Below are 14474 nucleotides of genomic sequence, written 5' to 3'. Positions count from 1 at the left end.
GGAGGAAAAAATGGCCGCCAACACGCGTATCAGCTCGCTCGTTTCAACCCTCATCGCCGACCAGGACTGCACCGACCCTGACATTGTTCGGCTGTGGGTCTTGCGCATCTTGGTGTTGCTCAAAGGCGATCGCTTTTTCGTCACACGCTTCGGGTTTGAGGACGCCGACCTGGCCCGCTGGCTCGGGCTGGTGGTTCCCTCGACAGACGAAGACGACGAAGAAGAAGTCGAACAACCCAAGCCCGCCAAAACCCGGCTCACGCTGTCTCGCCTGCTGGCGCAAGTCGAACGCCGCGCCCACCAGATGCAAGTGTCCGCCACCTTGGCGGGCAACGTGGCACGCATCGCCGCTCTCGTGGGGCTGTCCGATGTCGAGAGCCGTGTGCTGGAGTTCGCCATGCTGATCAAAGGCGACATCCACTTGAGCCAGGCCACGGGCTATGTCAAAAATCTGGACAGCCAACGGCTGTACCAAGCCATGGCCACCCTCCTTGGCCTGGACCTCGGGGCCATTCGCCAGGCTCTGCGCAGCGATGGTTTGCTGTCCAAAACGGGCTTGGTTGTGGTGGATGTGCACGCCAACCATGCGCTGGACAGCAAACTCGACCTGCTGTCCAACAAACTGCCCCACCGCTTGATCGAAAACGATTTGCAGCCCACCGATTGGCTCAAGGACATGATCGTACCCAGCGATCCCGGCCACCTGGACTTTGACGACTACGCGCACTGCGCCAAGGCCCTGCAGGTGCTGCGCCCCTACTTGCGCCAAGCGCTCACCCAAAGCCAGCCCGGCGTCAATGTGCTGCTGTACGGCCCGCCCGGCACCGGCAAAACCCAGCTGGCCAAACTGCTGGCCAAAGACCTGTGCTGCGAGCTCTTTGAAGTCACCACTCAAGACGAAGACGAAGAACCCATCTCGGGGCGCAAGCGCATCAAAGCGCTCAGCGCCACGCACAGCCTGTTTGCGCAGCGCCAGGCGCTGGTCATGTTTGACGAAATCGAAGACGCCTTCAACCACCCCGAAGAGAGCGACATCTTCGGCCACCGCCGCCGCAGCCCCGGCCAAACCAAAGGCTGGATCAACCGCCTGCTTGAAAACAACCACCTGCCCACCGTGTGGATTGGCAACTCGCTCATGGGCATGGACGCGGCCTTTATTCGCCGCTTTGACGTGGTACTGGAGATGCCCGTGCCCCCGCAGGCCCAGCGCGAACGCATCATCCGCAACGCCAGCCAAGGCCTGCTGAGCGACGCGGCCATCCAACGCATTGCGCAATCCGAAGCCCTGGCCCCGGCCGTGATCACGCGCACCAGCCGCGTGATCCAAAGCATTGCCACGCAACTGCCCGAAGGCCAAACCGAGCAAGCGGTGGAGTTGCTCATCAACCAAACCCTGCAAGCGCAAGACCACCCCCAACTGGCCCGCCACACCCCCAATGCCCTGCCTGAGGTGTACGACCCCGCCTTCGTCAACACCGACACCGACCTCTTGGCCATGGCCGAACAACTGCGCCAACACCCCTCCGGCCGCATTTGCCTGTACGGCCCGCCCGGCACCGGTAAAACCGCCTACGGCCGCTGGCTGGCCCAGCAACTGGGCCTGACCCTGCACGTCAAACGCGCGTCTGACCTCATCAGCAAGTGGGTGGGCGAGACCGAAAAAAACATTGCCAAAGCCTTTGCACAGGCCGAAGAAGCCAAGGCCCTGCTGCTCATTGACGAAGTCGACACCTTCTTGCAAAACCGCGAAGACGCCCAACGCAGCTGGGAAGTCAGCCAAGTCAACGAAATGCTCACACAAATGGAAAGCTTTGGCGGCGTGTTCATCGCGTCCACCAACCTCATGGCCGGACTGGACAGTGCCGCCTTGCGCCGCTTTGACCTCAAGCTCAAGTTTGGCTACCTCAAACCCGCACAAGCCCTGCAACTGCTGCAGCGCCACTGCCAGCACATGGGCCTGGGCGAACCCACGCCCCAAGACCGCCAAGCCCTGGCTGTCCTGGGCCTGCTCACCCCGGGCGACTACGCCGCCATCGTGCGCCAAAGCCGCCTGCGCCCCATCCAAAGCGCCAGCCAAATGGTGCAAGCCCTGACCGAAGAATGCGCCCTCAAACCCGGCGCACAAAGTCGGGCCATCGGCTTCGTCGTCTGATCTGCGGCCATTCCCCACGGGACCCCGCCACGAAGGAGCCCACCCCGTGGGGGGGCAGGGGGGGCGCACGCCCCTATTCATACGTCATAAAAAAGTACAAATTGAATCAAATGATGAATGCTGATCACAAAAAAATACACATTTACAAGTGATACTTTGTCACTGCTTTTTTGACTGCTCGCCCACCATGCCCAAGACCAAACCCAACACCCTGGAAACCACCTTCCTGGTGCTGGCATTGCTGCGCCGCATACCGCGAGGCCGAAAAGTCACGGCCAAAGAGCTGCGCGAAGCCCTGGCCGCCGAAGGCTTTGAGCGCGACGAACGTAGCATCCAGCGCCTGCTCAAAAGCCTGAGTGTGGAATTTGGCATCGACCGCGACGAGCGCAGCATCCCCTACGGCTACGAGTGGAAAGGCCCATCGGCCGGCTTCATGCTGCCCGCCCTGAGCAAACAAGAATCGCTCATGCTCATGCTGGCCGAGCAACAACTGCGCCCCCTGCTGCCGCCCAGCGTCATGCAATCGATGAACGGCTTTTTTGAACAAGCCCGCGCCAACCTCGCCCCGCACCAAAACGCCACCCTCGAAAAACAGTGGCTCCAAAAAGTGCGCGTCGTCAGCGAAACCCAGCCCCTGCTGCCGCCCCAAATCGCCGAAGGCGTGCTCGAACAAACCAGCCAAGCCCTCTACAACAACCAATGGCTGGAGCTGGACTACACCAACGCCAAAGAAGAGCGCAAACAACACCGCGTCATGCCCCTGGGCCTGGCCCAACAAGGCCCGCGCATCTATTTGGTGTGCCGCTTTGACGGCTACAACAACGAACGCAGCATGGCCCTGCACCGCGTTCACAGCGCCAAGGCCAGCACGCTCACCTTCGAGCGCCCCGACTTTGATCTGGCCCGCTACGACGCCGACGGCCGCTTTGCCATCGCCAACGGTGAGCGCATCCGCCTGAGCTTCGTCATCGACAAAGCCCCCGGCAAACACCTGCTCGAATCGCGCCTGTCCGAAGACCAAACCCACACCGAAACCGACGCCTGCTACCGCATCACTGCCACCGTGGTGCAGACCCTGCTGCTCGACCGGTGGTTGCTCAGCTTTGGTGGGCAGATTCGGGATGTGCAAAAAACTCCGGTGGGCGCATGACCCAGCACCTCGGAAAATCCCTGCGCCACAACGCCAGCCAATGCCTGCGCCGCTTGCGGCGGGAGATGCACAACCGGGCGCGAGACCTGCAAACAGAGTTCCCGGGGCGGAACAGGTTTTCAGCCCCAAACCTGTGGTTCATGCGCCAGTTTTACAACGAACACTGCGACAAGCCAAAACTCCAATCGCTGATAGGAGAAATCAGTTGGGCAAAAAACCTGCTCATCATGGCCCGCTGCAAAGACGACGTGGAGCGCAAGTTTTACCTGCGCGCCACCGCCCGTTTTGGTTGGACCAGCAAAGTATTGCAGCACCAATTCAGGGAATTCTCCAAATCGGCTCTTTCTGAGCATATTGATAATGAAAAAAGGAGTCAGTAAAAATGTCACAAGATTTTCATTCTGGTCAAAAAATATGTGGCTCTTGCATGTTTTGGGGTGGGCAAAGAGAGTCCATACAAAACAATAAAAAAGCGAAATGTGAAATGAAATCAACCCAATGTCTTGGTAAACATAAACCCCAAACTAAAATGCCAAATTCATCGGTAGGTTGTGGTGATTGGGTTTTGTGGGGCTTGCTAAAAAAGTAATGCCATACAAAAGTAAATATTATTTGCGTGCGGTTTTTGAATTTTAATTTAACTAATGACCCGGAGTGTATTTAATGTCTTATTTTGATGAGGTCTGCGATTCTTTGGCGGAGATTGCAAAAAAGAAAAAGGAATATTTTTTATTTTTTCGTGAAACAGGAAATTTTGGATGGGAAAAGTGGTTGCAAATTGAACTTGCTAATAATTTGCGTAATCGTGGTCATGACACGGAGGTCGAAAAACCGTACCCTTATGATAAAACCACAAATTTGCCTAAGTCCCGCGCCAATTTTTTAAATTGTTTTATAGATGTCGCATTCAAAAAGAAAAATTTTTCAAATAATTGGGTGTCTGCGATTGAGCTTAAAGTCACAAGGCGAGTTGGGGGGCTAAAGCCTGTTTTAGGAGATTTGGAAAAAATAAGTTCCATAAAGAGGCGTGCATGGAATATTCGATCGGTGATCGCAGTTCTAGTGTTGAGTAAGATTGAACGTGAGACAAAATTCGTCAAAATCCTTGATGAAATTAATGCGCACGAGCACGGTGTACATCGGGTTCATAATTTTTCAATTGGGGAAGATGGTTTTGATGTGGTGGTTATTGGATGGGAGGTGAGTTTGATAAATAATATGAGCCGTGATTCTTATAAAAAATGGTTGTCTGCTGTGCGCAGGTGTTATGGTCAGCATAATGTCTCAATTGTAAAAAGTTAGTTATAAATAAAGCACAAAACCATCGACCTCGACATACCCATTCGTGCTTCTTACGAAACTGGTGAACATTCAATAGGCAGACTCATGCACACACATCTCCCAATCGAAGATGAAGTCCCGCGAAGTGGCGGGTTTGTTCATCGCCAGCTATGCGCGGCCGTCGGATTTGCAAACTGGGCCCAATGTGGACGAGCCAAAGTCGAGTGTCGATAAGACTGTCGAAAAAACTTTCGATAAGTCGATTTGGTCCGAGCGTGAAAGGGTGTGACCTGACCTCCCAACTCCGCAAACTCATGCTTGAGCCAAGCCGCAGACCCACCTAAAGCCAGTGCTCATCCCCCTCCCAAGCCTGCATCTGATGCCAACGCCAACATCACACAACCAAATGCCCCACATGACCCACCACCCGCGCCCGAACAATCATGGGCAGCCCGTCGCCATCCACTCACCCAGCCAAGCCACACCATTGCCAACCTGGCAGGACCCCGACGCCATGGCCTGCGTGGTGCCCGACGGCCCCATGCCCGACAAGCTCCATGGTGTGCCTGTCGAGCGTTGGCATGCGGCATCTGCCACAACGCAAGAATGGGAAGAGCTGGCCAAACGGCACTGGATTGATGAGCCGGCCTTTGTTGTGCCCGCCGGGTTGTACAGAACTGCGGCCGGTGCCGTGGTGCGGGAGCCCGATGGGCGCATCTGGCTGGTGGCACCCACCAACCAATTTGCGGGCTACCAAGCCACCTTTCCCAAGGGCACGCTGGATGGCAAGTCCATGCAAGCCACGGCATTGGTCGAGGTGTTTGAGGAAACGGGTTTGCAAATCCGGCTCAAACGCCATTTGGTGGACGTGCCCCGTTCTGTCAGCTACACGCGCTATTACCTGGCCGAGCGGTTGGGCGGCTACCCGGGGGATATGTGCTGGGAAACGCAGGCCGTCATGTTGGTGCCTGTCAACCAACTCATGAACCACCTGAACAGCCACCATGACTGGGCGATTGTTGATGCGATCAGGGCTTTGTGAGGCGACCTTGCTTGACCAGCTTGGCCGTTGATCGCAGAAGCGCAAGCATTGGGGTGGGCGTGGCGGGGGGGGGGCTGGTGCAAGCCCTGCGCACCGGAATCCGACGCCGACACATCCTGTCGTATCCCTCTCGACACTCCATCCATCCCCAACATATTCACCCCGCTGGGCAGGGCCTGCTGCCTTTGTGGGGTGCCGAGGTGGAGGTCCGGCTGGATCACATGCTGGACGAGTCCAAAGCTTTGCATGACGAGATGAGCAACAAGCTGTTGGCCAGCCAAGAGGCGATGGGCGGGCGCGTGGGGCCCGAGGGTCTGAACATGCAAGTGATGGACGATGACCCGGCTGTGCACAACTGGCTGGATGAAAAGAACCCCTGGATGGATCGGCAAGGCTGGCTGACACACGATCTGCTGGCGCACAACCGTGGCCACCATCCGCGCTTTGGGGTGGCGGCTTTGTTGCAGACAAACACCGTGTGGGTGGAGGTGCATACCGTGCGTTCGTATGTGTTTGATTTGCGGGCGGGTGCGCTCATATCGCCTGAGACCAAGTGAAGCCAACCACCGGACCAGATGCGTCGCAAGTCGCGAAGACGCGCAGCGTGATCCTGGCTTGGCTGGGTTTGCCAGCCGATACCCGCATGGTGCATGAGTTTGATGAAGGGACCGGTTCACGCGCCACGCAATGCGCTGTGGTCGGCCTTTCCATTTTTTGGCGACGACAGGCATTCGCACCGAGTGGTATGTGCTGCTGCTGGCCTTGCAAGCCGCTGATGTGGTGGCCTCGCTGGTGGTGTCTTTGCAGGCGAATCAGTTTTTGCAGCCGGGTACGACACCTTTTGTCGCAGCCGTTCAGACAATGCACTCAGGCCATCCATTGGGGGTGGCCAGCTTTTTCTGGGGGTTCATGATGAGTCACGATTTGACGATGCGGCCGGACGGCTTTGTGGAAATGGCTTGGACGGGGCAGACGCCTTGGCATCGTTTGGGGCAGCAGCTGCCAGCGGGTGCGCCGATGGATGTGTGGTGCCAGCAGGCGGGTCTGGATTGGTCGATTCGCAGTGCCAATGTCGAGTTTCAGGTAGACGGGTTGCCGGGCCAGTTTGTGGACAACAGCGTTTATGAGCGGCGCAAATTCAGCAACAGTTTGCCCAATCGGCAGGTGCTGTACCGCAGCGATACGCATCAGGGCTTGGCGGTGGTGTCTGACCGTTACAAGGTGGTGCAGCCGCAGCAGGTGATGAATTTTTTTGAGTGGTACGTGCGGGAAAACGCTTTCACCATGTCGGCCGCAGGCACCATGCGAGGCGGGGCCATTTTGTGGGCCACCGCCCAGACGGGCAACAGCGCGGCCTTGCCCGATGGCGATGAGCTGGCTCAGTATGTGTTGATGTCCACCAGCTGCGACGCGAGCAGCAGCACCGAGGTTCGCCTGACCCATGTGCGGGTGGTGTGTGCCAACACCTTGGCCGAAGCCAAAGAAGAAAGGGCCTCGGTCAAGATCCGGCATTCGGCCATGTACGACCAGGAGTCGGTCAGGCGCGAGTTCAACATGCGGCACATGGGCGATATCCGTTTGCCCTTTGAGGCGTTTGTCGAAACAGCCAAGGACTTGGCCACACGCCAGGTCAATGCCCGCAAGGCGTCAGATTATTTGGTGGCGGTGGTGCAACGCATGCGCCATGGTTTTATGGGCGCAGGCTTGGAGGCGGGACAGTCGCTGCAGGAGTTGCCGACGAACCTCGATCGCCAAAAGATCGAGGAGGCCCATGCCTACAAAACGATGATGCGTTTGTTCGACGGCGAGGGCATGGGCTCCGACCAAAAGGGCAGCCGAGGCACGGTCTGGGGTTTGGTCAACGCGGTGACCGAGTATGTGGACCACCACGAAAAAGGGCGCAAGCAAAATCCGGCTGACCGCTATTTGAGCGCCTGGATGGGGCACGGCCATAAGCTCAAGCAAGAAGCTTTGAGCTTGGCCCAGCGGGTCTGAGCGGTGGATGCGGGCTGGTGGGGCCAATGGGCCTTGTGGCACAGCAGCCGCCAGACTTTGGCAGCTGTCCGTGACACGCGTATGGCGTTGGCCGTGGATGGCGAAAGGTCTTTGCGGGTGAACGCCGACATCGAAGACTTGTTGGCCTTGCGACCTGACCCTTGCGAAGGCGTCAGAGCTGGCGGTGATGGTGCACCAGCAGGTGGCGTGGCCTGGGGCCTGCGTGCAGGTTTTGGCGTTGCGTGCAGCCCCGCCGATCAGCCCCACGCTTTGCAGGGTGCCTGGTCGCAAGTGGTGAAGCCCGACACCCGTCGGGCGCTGCTGCTGAGTGTGCATGCGCGGGGTGATTTCAACCCCAAGTCAGCGCTGTGGACGGCCTGGCGCGAGGGCCTGCAGCCCCATTGCCGCGTGAGCTATTGGGACGTGTGGGACCCGCATTTGGCGGTGGGTCACAAGCGGTTTGTGGTGTGGGTGGGGGATTGAGGGGCGGCCTGCCGCTGTTCAATGGCGGCGATGCCCGCCAGCATTTTCTGTTTGGCCGATGCGTTGGCCGAGTGGACTTGCATTCTGGGCGGTGCAAAGCCTTGGGTGAAGACGGCTTCCTCGATCCACAGCACCACGTCGTAGCCAGTGCCGCGTTTGTCATCGCCTAAATCGTGGTCCAGGCTGATGTCGCTGACCTGTCCTGATTTCAGCAAAGCTATCGCTTCGTCCGGCCAATAGACACGCGTCCACCCGGCGGGGGCCTGGCGTTCGTCGTCCAAAAAGACCTTGAGGGATGGCGCTGTCATGCAGCACGCGCCTTCAGCGCCTCCAACAAGGCAGGCAAGCCAGCTGCAGCCGTACTGGGCCATTGCAGGCTCAGGTATTGGGCCAGGCCCGAGGGGGTGGGGTTGATTTCGGCCACAAATTTGCCCAGGCGGTGGGCGTTGATGGGCAGCTCGGCAGCAGGCCACACAACACCCGAAGTGCCGATGACCAGCATGGCGTGGCAGGCGTCGACCGCGTCTTCGGCGTGCCGCCAGGGTTCTTGCGGCATGGCTTCGCCAAACCAGACCACGCCGGGGCGGATGTGGCCGCCGCAGTGCAGGCAGCGTGGCGGCTCTAGGTGCATCAGCTTGAGGTCGGGCTCGCCGGAGGCAAAAGCGCCGGGGCGTGCGCAGGCCGCGCAGCGCGGCGCAAACAGGCTGCCGTGCAAGTGCGTGACGTGGGCGCTGCCTGCGCGTTCGTGCAGGTTGTCCACGTTTTGTGTGACCACATCGACGTGCACCGCTTGGCCATGCACGCTTTGCAGCGTGTCAGCCAGCTGGGCAATGGCCAGGTGGCCTGCGTGGGGCTGGGTTTTGATCACCTCACCCCGGCGGCCTTCGTACCAAGCCCAGACGCGTTGCTTGTTGTTGCGCCAGCCGTCGGGCGAGGCCAGTTCTTGGGGGTTGAATTGTCCCCACAAGCTGTCGGGCTGGTTGCCGGATGTGTTGCGAAAAGTGGCGATGCCGCTTTCGGCCGACATGCCCGCGCCCGTGAACACCACGATGCGTCGCGCTTGCAGCAGGGTTTCGATCAGTTTTTCGGGTGGGGCCATGGCGGCGTTGGGGGCGGTGGTCATGCGGTGAGCTCCTGAATGCAATGGATCGGCCAGTATGCGCGGCAGCGCGACAGCTGGTGTCGGGTTTGATGCCAGCGGGCACCGACCGGTTGTGCATTTTGTGGGAGCCCGGCCCTCGGGGCGATGGAGGTGGTCTGCGAGGCTCTATCGCGGCGAGGGCGCCGCTGCTACAAGGGGCGGTGCAGTCTCAGAAGGGGCGGTGCAGATCCCAAAAAGGGTGGTGGACCTTACAGCGGTGCGGGCTCGGTATTGGGTGATTTTGTGCTGGGCATGGCCGGGTTGAGGGCCACGCCGCAGCGTTCCAGGCGTTTTTTCATGCACAGCACTTGCGCGTCTTTGCTGTGCAGGGTGGCGGTGTGCTGTACGGCCAGGTCGATGAACATTTGGTCGTCGGCGTCTTTGCAGACATAGGGGGCTTTGGGTGCGTCGGGCTGCAGTTGCGCCCAGCGGTCAAAGTGCGCCAATACGGCGCTGGCGGGCAGTTGGCGGTGCGCCAGGCGTTTGACAATTTGCGGGTATGCCAGCACGCGGGCCAGCTCTTCGCGCATGGTGGCGGTGGCCAGCCACTGCGTGCTGCCGGACTCGACGCTGGTGCGCAGGGCTTCGGCTCGGGGTTCGTCAAACACCCACAGGTCGAGCACGATGTTGGTGTCCAGCACGCGGCGGGTCGGTGCTTGAATCCCGTCTGCGCCCGCAGACTGCCGCTGGGCCGAGACATCTTCACAGCCACCCTCAAGGCCAAGCTGGGCGCTGACTTGAGCCGCCACCTGTGCAGCCACCTGAATGCCCATCTGAACACCCACTTCCGAGCCCATGCCCACCTCCAGACTCATGGGGCAGCTGTGCCCGAGACGTCGGGGCCGGGCGTGCCCGCTGGGCTCTGGGTGCCGTCGCCAGGCACGCGCTTCAAGCTGCCTTTGATCATGTCAAAGCGAAACAGACGGCATTCGATGGGGCCGTTCCACATGGGCACGCGGCGCGATTCTTTCAAGCGCATTTTGCTGGGCAGCTTCAGGTCGGGCGTGAGCATCCAGGCGCTCCAACCGCTGTAGTTTTTCTTCCAGTGGCTGGCCAGTTGGGCAAAGAAGTCGCCTCCGTCGTCGGTCTGAGCAGTCTCGCGGTGGTGGCTTGGGGCGGCTGCTCTGGAGCTTGCCAGCGCACCAGGCTGGAAGTTCTCGCGCCCGCGCCCGGCCACACCCGCTGCGGCAATGCGTTCGCCATAGGGCGGGTTGAGCAGCATGACGCCGGGCGTCTCGCTGGGGGGCATGCGTTGCAGCGCATCACCACCTCGGAACTCGATCACGCCGGACACGCCAGCACGCTCGGCATTGCGCTCCGAAAAGTCGACCATGCGGAAGGCCACATCGCTTCCAAAGACGGGCGCGGTGGGTTCGTGTTCCAGGTCACGGGCTTCTTCGATCAGGCCTTGCCAGACGTGGTTCTGGAAGGGCAGCAATTTCTCGAAGCCAAAGCGGCGTTGCAAACCTGGGGCGATGCCGCAGGCGATTTGCGCCGCTTCGATCGGGATGGTGCCGCTGCCGCAGCAGGGGTCGTACAGGGGCACGGTGGCGTCCCAGCCGCTGGCCGCGATCATGGCGGCGGCCAGGGTTTCTTTCAAAGGCGCATCGCCCTTGTCGGTGCGCCAGCCGCGCTTGAACAGCGGCTCGCCCGAGGTGTCGATGTAGAGCGTGGCCGTTTCGGGGGTCAGGTGCGCGTAGATGCGCACGTCGGGCCAGCTGGTGTCGACGCTGGGACGCTCGCCGCGCTTGGCGCGAAAGCGGTCGGCTACCGCGTCTTTGATTTTGAGCGCCGCAAAGTTCAGGCTGGTCAGTGGGCTGTGCTGCGCCGTGATGTCGATCTTGAAGGTTTGCTTGGGCGTGAACCAGATTTCCCAAGCCACTTCGCTGGCTGCGCGGTACAGGTCGTTTTCGTTGCGGTAATCGGTGACCGACAGCTGCACCAGCACGCGCTGGGTCAGGCGGCTGTGCAGGTTGATGCGCAGGGCGTCGCGCCACGAGGCGCGGGCCATCACGCCGCCGCGCCCGGTCATCAGGTCGTGGCCCGTGAGGCCGGTGATGGCGTGGACCTCGTCGGCCAAAAAGCCCTCAACGCCAGCGGCGCAGGGCATGAACAGGTTCAATGAATTCACGGGGAAAGTCTTCTCAAAGGGTTTTGCGCAGGTTGGCGGGCGCGATCTTCAGGGCTTCGCGGTACTTGGCCACCGTGCGACGTGCGCAGTCGATGCCTTGCTCTTTCAGCATCTCGGAAATTTGGTTGTCCGACAGGGGTTTGGCGGGTTTTTCAGCCGCAACAAACTGCTTGATGAGCGCCCGCACGGCGGTGCTCGACGCGGCGCTGCCGCTGTCGGTGCCCAGGCCCGAGCCAAAGAAATACTTCAACTCAAACGTGCCTTGCGGCGTGGACATGTATTTGGCCGTGGTCACACGGCTGATGGTGGACTCGTGCATGCCCAGCTCGTCGGCAATTTCGCGCAGCACCAGTGGGCGCATGGCCAGAGCGCCGTGCGTCAAAAAGTTCTTTTGTCGCTCGACGATGGCGGTGGACACGCGCAAGATGGTGTCAAAGCGCTGCTGGATGTTCTTGATGAACCAGCGGGCTTCTTGCAGACGTTGCTGCAAGCCCGCGTGGCTGTCGCCCTTGCCGCCGCGCAGGGCGTTGGCATAGATGTCGTGTACACGCAGCTTGGGCATCACGTCGGGGTTGAGCTGGATTCGAAATTTGGGTGTGCCGGTTTTGCTGGTGTTGACCACCAGCACATCGGGAATGATGATGTTGCGCTCGGCCTGCACAAAGGGCCGGCCCGGTTTGGGTTCAAGCCGGGCAATGAAGGGAATGGCGGCTTTGACCACGGCTTCGCTCAAGCCACAGGCCAGCGCCAAACGCTTGTAGTCGCGCTTGGCCAGCATGTCCAGCGGCTGGGCGCAGATGGCCAGTGCCGCTTGGGCCACTTCGTCGTCGGGGGAGTCCTGCAGACAGGCTTTGACCTGGATGCGCAGGCATTCGGCCAAGTCGCGTGCACCCACGCCCACGGGTTCGAGCGATTGCAGCAAGCCCAGCGCCACCGTGAATCGGTGCACCAGCTCGTCGATTTGTTCAAGGTCGTCAGTGCCGGCCAGGCTGGCGGCCAGTTCGGGCAGGGTGTCGGTCAGGTAGCCATCGTCGTTGAGCGACTCGATCAAAAAGCGCAGCGCAGCGCGGTCAATCTCGGACAAGCGCAACGACAAGGCCTGGCGGTGCAAAAAGTCGGTCAGAGAGCCGCTGCTGCCGGCCAGGTCGATGGCGTCGGCGGTTTCTTCGCCGTTGTTTTGGCGTGGGGTGGCGTCGCCGCCCCATTCGCTGTCGTCGGGGCGCATGTCCACGCTGCCGTCGCCGTCCCAGCTTTCGGCCACATCGGTCACGGCTTCGTCACGGGCTTCGTTGGCGTTGTCCTCGCTGCTGCTGGCGCTGCTGGCGCTTTCGCTCACGCGGTCGCCCAAACTGACGTGGGTGTCGGCCTGGTCCAGACCAAAGGCTTCGGCAGGCGCTTCTTCCTCGGTGCGTTCAAGAAACGGGTTCTCGTCCAGCATCTGGTCCACCTCTTGCGACAGCTCCAGCGTGGACAGTTGCAGCAGGCGGATCGATTGTTGCAGCTGGGGCGTGAGCGCCAAGTGCTGGGACATGCGCAGCGACAGGCCGGGCTTCATGGCTGTGCTTTCGTGTCAAGGCGTTGGGATGGGTGCATCACATGCGGAAGTGTTCGCCCAGGTACACCCGGCGCACATCGGCATTGGCCACGATTTCCTCGGGTGTGCCTTCGGCCAGCACGCGGCCTTCACTGATGATGAACGCGTGATCGCAAATGCCCAGGGTCTCGCGCACATTGTGGTCGGTGATGAGCACGCCAATGCCGCGTTGCTTGAGGAAGGCGATGATGCGCTGGATCTCGATCACGGCGATCGGGTCGATGCCGGCAAAAGGCTCATCCAGCAAAATAAAGCGCGGGTCGGTGGCCAAGGCGCGGGCAATTTCGACGCGGCGGCGCTCGCCGCCCGACAGCGCCACCGAGGGGGAGTCGCGCAGGTGGTCCACCCGCAAATCGGCCAGCAGTTCGCTCAGGCGTTTTTCGATTTCGGCATGGGCCAAAGGGCGGCCTTGGCCATCGGTTTGCAGCTCAAGAATGGCCCGCACGTTGTCGGCCACGGACAGTTTTCTAAAAATCGAGGCTTCTTGTGGCAAATAAGACAAGCCCATGCGTGAGCGCTTGTGAATCGGCATGCGCGTGACGTCTTGCCCATCGATCAGAATTTGCCCCCCGTCGGCGCTGACCAAGCCCACGATCATGTAAAACGAAGTGGTTTTGCCTGCGCCATTGGGGCCCAGCAAACCGACCACTTCACCTTTGTCGACTTGCACCGACACGTCGTGCACCACTTTGCGACTGCCGTAAGCTTTTTTGAGGTGCCGGGCTTCCAGGCGGCTGGTGAACGGGGCCTGGCTCATGGTTTGGATGGCGTGGCAAGGCCAGGGCTGTTGCGCAAAACGGGACGCGGTGCGGTCTGGGCTGGAGCGGCCGCAGGGGCCGATGGGTTTTGACGAGGCGTCAAGGTGGCCCGCACACGCTGGTCCCGGGCGTTCGGGCTGTCTTGTGTCCGGCCATCCACCTGAATCACTTCGGTGGTGTTGTTGAACACAATGGTTTGCCCCTGAATTTGGTCTGCCACCACGGTGCCACGAAGCATGCGCACTTCGGCGCGTTTGACCAGGGTGACCACATCGGCTTGGTTGTCATAGGTGAGGGTTTCGGCCTCGCCTTCGGTGAATTCCTCCAGACCTTCGCGTTTTTGACGAAAGAACACCCGTTCATTGGGGGCCGCCCACAAGCGGGCCACTTGTTTGCCTTGGCTGTCTTGCTGAACTTCCATGCGGTCGGCCCGCAACACCAGGGTGCCTTTGGTGGCGACCACTTGGCCGTTGAATTGCGTCAGTTGTTTGTTGTCGTCGTGCCGCATGCTGTCGGCTTCAATGTGCATGGGCTTGTCGCGGTCAGCTTTCTCAGCCCATGCAGGCAGGCTCAACCCGCCCAGGCCCATGAGCATGGCGCTCAAGACGACGGTCAAAAAAGGGGTGTGGAATGTGGAGGGCATGAATCTTGCTGGACAATCGTTCGATTGTAGGCCCAAGCCTTGACGATCGGCTGCCAGCACGCCCGTGGCCCAAGAAAAACCCGGGATGGATGCTGTGCGAGCAC

At 60.3% G+C, this 14474-nt stretch carries 15 protein-coding genes; 8 read left to right on the top strand and 7 right to left on the bottom strand.

Annotation, left to right across the window (positions count from 1 at the left end; all coding sequences use genetic code 11):
- The first annotated feature begins 10 nt into the window (after window positions 1-10).
- The 8 genes from AMM41_RS08430 to AMM41_RS08395 all read left to right on the top strand — a co-directional run bounded on the left by AMM41_RS08430 (window position 11) and on the right by AMM41_RS08395 (window position 8103).
- Window positions 11-2152 carry an AAA family ATPase gene (locus AMM41_RS08430; protein ID WP_089956179.1) on the top strand — a complete coding sequence of 714 codons (2142 nt, stop codon included), beginning with the start codon at window positions 11-13 and terminating at the stop codon, window positions 2150-2152.
- 187 nt (window positions 2153-2339) lie between these two features.
- Entirely contained in the window at window positions 2340-3302 is a 963-nt protein-coding gene (locus AMM41_RS08425; protein WP_089956172.1) for a helix-turn-helix transcriptional regulator, read from the top strand.
- Window positions 3299-3682 (top strand): DUF1016 N-terminal domain-containing protein, encoded by a 384-nt coding sequence (locus tag AMM41_RS08420; protein ID WP_228769167.1) that lies wholly within the window; start codon window positions 3299-3301, stop codon window positions 3680-3682. The genes AMM41_RS08425 and AMM41_RS08420 overlap by 4 nt, the downstream gene beginning before the upstream one ends.
- 283 nt (window positions 3683-3965) lie before the next feature.
- Window positions 3966-4604: a hypothetical protein gene (locus tag AMM41_RS08415; RefSeq protein ID WP_089956168.1), complete on the top strand. Its 639-nt coding sequence runs from the start codon at window positions 3966-3968 to the stop codon at window positions 4602-4604.
- A 394-nt stretch (window positions 4605-4998) separates the two neighbouring features.
- On the top strand, window positions 4999-5625 hold the full coding sequence (locus AMM41_RS08410) for an NUDIX hydrolase (protein ID WP_194944669.1): 627 nt from the start codon (window positions 4999-5001) through the stop codon (window positions 5623-5625).
- Window positions 5626-5636: 11 nt separating this feature from the next.
- On the top strand, window positions 5637-6182 hold the full coding sequence (locus AMM41_RS08405; protein WP_089956159.1) for a hypothetical protein: 546 nt from the start codon (window positions 5637-5639) through the stop codon (window positions 6180-6182).
- 130 nt (window positions 6183-6312) lie between these two features.
- Window positions 6313-7620 (top strand): DUF932 domain-containing protein, encoded by a 1308-nt coding sequence (locus AMM41_RS08400; protein WP_089956156.1) that lies wholly within the window; start codon window positions 6313-6315, stop codon window positions 7618-7620.
- 3 nt (window positions 7621-7623) lie between these two features.
- Window positions 7624-8103, top strand: a complete 480-nt coding sequence (locus AMM41_RS08395; protein ID WP_089956154.1) for a hypothetical protein — start codon at window positions 7624-7626, stop codon at window positions 8101-8103.
- Here the strand turns inward: AMM41_RS08395 and AMM41_RS08390 are convergent.
- From AMM41_RS08390 to lptA, 7 genes are all read right to left on the bottom strand, one after another.
- Window positions 8070-8411: a cyclic-phosphate processing receiver domain-containing protein gene (locus AMM41_RS08390; protein ID WP_089956150.1), complete on the bottom strand. Its 342-nt coding sequence runs from the start codon at window positions 8409-8411 to the stop codon at window positions 8070-8072. The two genes, AMM41_RS08395 and AMM41_RS08390, sit on opposite strands and share 34 nt — an antisense overlap.
- Complete coding sequence (locus AMM41_RS08385; protein ID WP_228769166.1) at window positions 8408-9226, bottom strand: SIR2 family NAD-dependent protein deacylase; 819 nt, start codon at window positions 9224-9226, stop codon at window positions 8408-8410. The genes AMM41_RS08390 and AMM41_RS08385 overlap by 4 nt, the downstream gene beginning before the upstream one ends.
- 227 nt (window positions 9227-9453) lie before the next feature.
- The gene (locus AMM41_RS08380; protein ID WP_368664966.1) at window positions 9454-10059 is read right to left on the bottom strand and encodes a PIN domain-containing protein; all 606 of its coding nucleotides are present in this window, start codon (window positions 10057-10059) and stop codon (window positions 9454-9456) included.
- Window positions 10056-11375 carry a THUMP domain-containing class I SAM-dependent RNA methyltransferase gene (locus AMM41_RS08375; protein WP_228769165.1) on the bottom strand — a complete coding sequence of 440 codons (1320 nt, stop codon included), beginning with the start codon at window positions 11373-11375 and terminating at the stop codon, window positions 10056-10058. Before AMM41_RS08375 ends, AMM41_RS08380 begins: the two co-directional genes overlap by 4 nt.
- A 13-nt stretch (window positions 11376-11388) precedes the next feature.
- On the bottom strand, window positions 11389-12930 hold the full coding sequence (locus AMM41_RS08370; RefSeq protein ID WP_089956143.1) for an RNA polymerase factor sigma-54: 1542 nt from the start codon (window positions 12928-12930) through the stop codon (window positions 11389-11391).
- Between the two features lie 37 nt (window positions 12931-12967).
- On the bottom strand, window positions 12968-13726 hold the full coding sequence (lptB, locus tag AMM41_RS08365) for an LPS export ABC transporter ATP-binding protein (protein ID WP_089956139.1): 759 nt from the start codon (window positions 13724-13726) through the stop codon (window positions 12968-12970).
- Window positions 13723-14370, bottom strand: coding sequence for a lipopolysaccharide transport periplasmic protein LptA (gene lptA / locus AMM41_RS08360; RefSeq protein ID WP_194944668.1), 648 nt, complete (start codon window positions 14368-14370; stop codon window positions 13723-13725). The genes lptB and lptA overlap by 4 nt, the downstream gene beginning before the upstream one ends.
- Window positions 14371-14474: the final 104 nt, after the last annotated feature.

The organism is Limnohabitans sp. 2KL-3 (assembly GCF_001269405.1).
GTDB lineage: Bacteria > Pseudomonadota > Gammaproteobacteria > Burkholderiales > Burkholderiaceae_C > Limnohabitans_A.
The sequence above is the reverse complement of the archived record's forward strand: the minus strand, read 5'-3'. Positions and strand labels throughout refer to the sequence as shown.

Coding starts and splice junctions, on each gene's coding strand:
- AMM41_RS08410 (WP_194944669.1), top strand. CDS start 4,999: ATGACCCACCACCCGCGCCCGAACAATCATGGGCAGCCCGTCGCCATC.
- AMM41_RS08380 (WP_368664966.1), bottom strand. CDS start 10,059: ATGAGTCTGGAGGTGGGCATGGGCTCGGAAGTGGGTGTTCAGATGGGC.
- AMM41_RS08420 (WP_228769167.1), top strand. CDS start 3,299: ATGACCCAGCACCTCGGAAAATCCCTGCGCCACAACGCCAGCCAATGC.
- AMM41_RS08425 (WP_089956172.1), top strand. CDS start 2,340: ATGCCCAAGACCAAACCCAACACCCTGGAAACCACCTTCCTGGTGCTG.
- AMM41_RS08390 (WP_089956150.1), bottom strand. CDS start 8,411: ATGACAGCGCCATCCCTCAAGGTCTTTTTGGACGACGAACGCCAGGCC.
- AMM41_RS08385 (WP_228769166.1), bottom strand. CDS start 9,226: ATGACCACCGCCCCCAACGCCGCCATGGCCCCACCCGAAAAACTGATC.
- lptB (WP_089956139.1), bottom strand. CDS start 13,726: ATGAGCCAGGCCCCGTTCACCAGCCGCCTGGAAGCCCGGCACCTCAAA.
- AMM41_RS08400 (WP_089956156.1), top strand. CDS start 6,313: ATGCGCTGTGGTCGGCCTTTCCATTTTTTGGCGACGACAGGCATTCGC.
- AMM41_RS08370 (WP_089956143.1), bottom strand. CDS start 12,930: ATGAAGCCCGGCCTGTCGCTGCGCATGTCCCAGCACTTGGCGCTCACG.
- AMM41_RS08415 (WP_089956168.1), top strand. CDS start 3,966: ATGTCTTATTTTGATGAGGTCTGCGATTCTTTGGCGGAGATTGCAAAA.
- lptA (WP_194944668.1), bottom strand. CDS start 14,370: ATGCCCTCCACATTCCACACCCCTTTTTTGACCGTCGTCTTGAGCGCC.
- AMM41_RS08430 (WP_089956179.1), top strand. CDS start 11: ATGGCCGCCAACACGCGTATCAGCTCGCTCGTTTCAACCCTCATCGCC.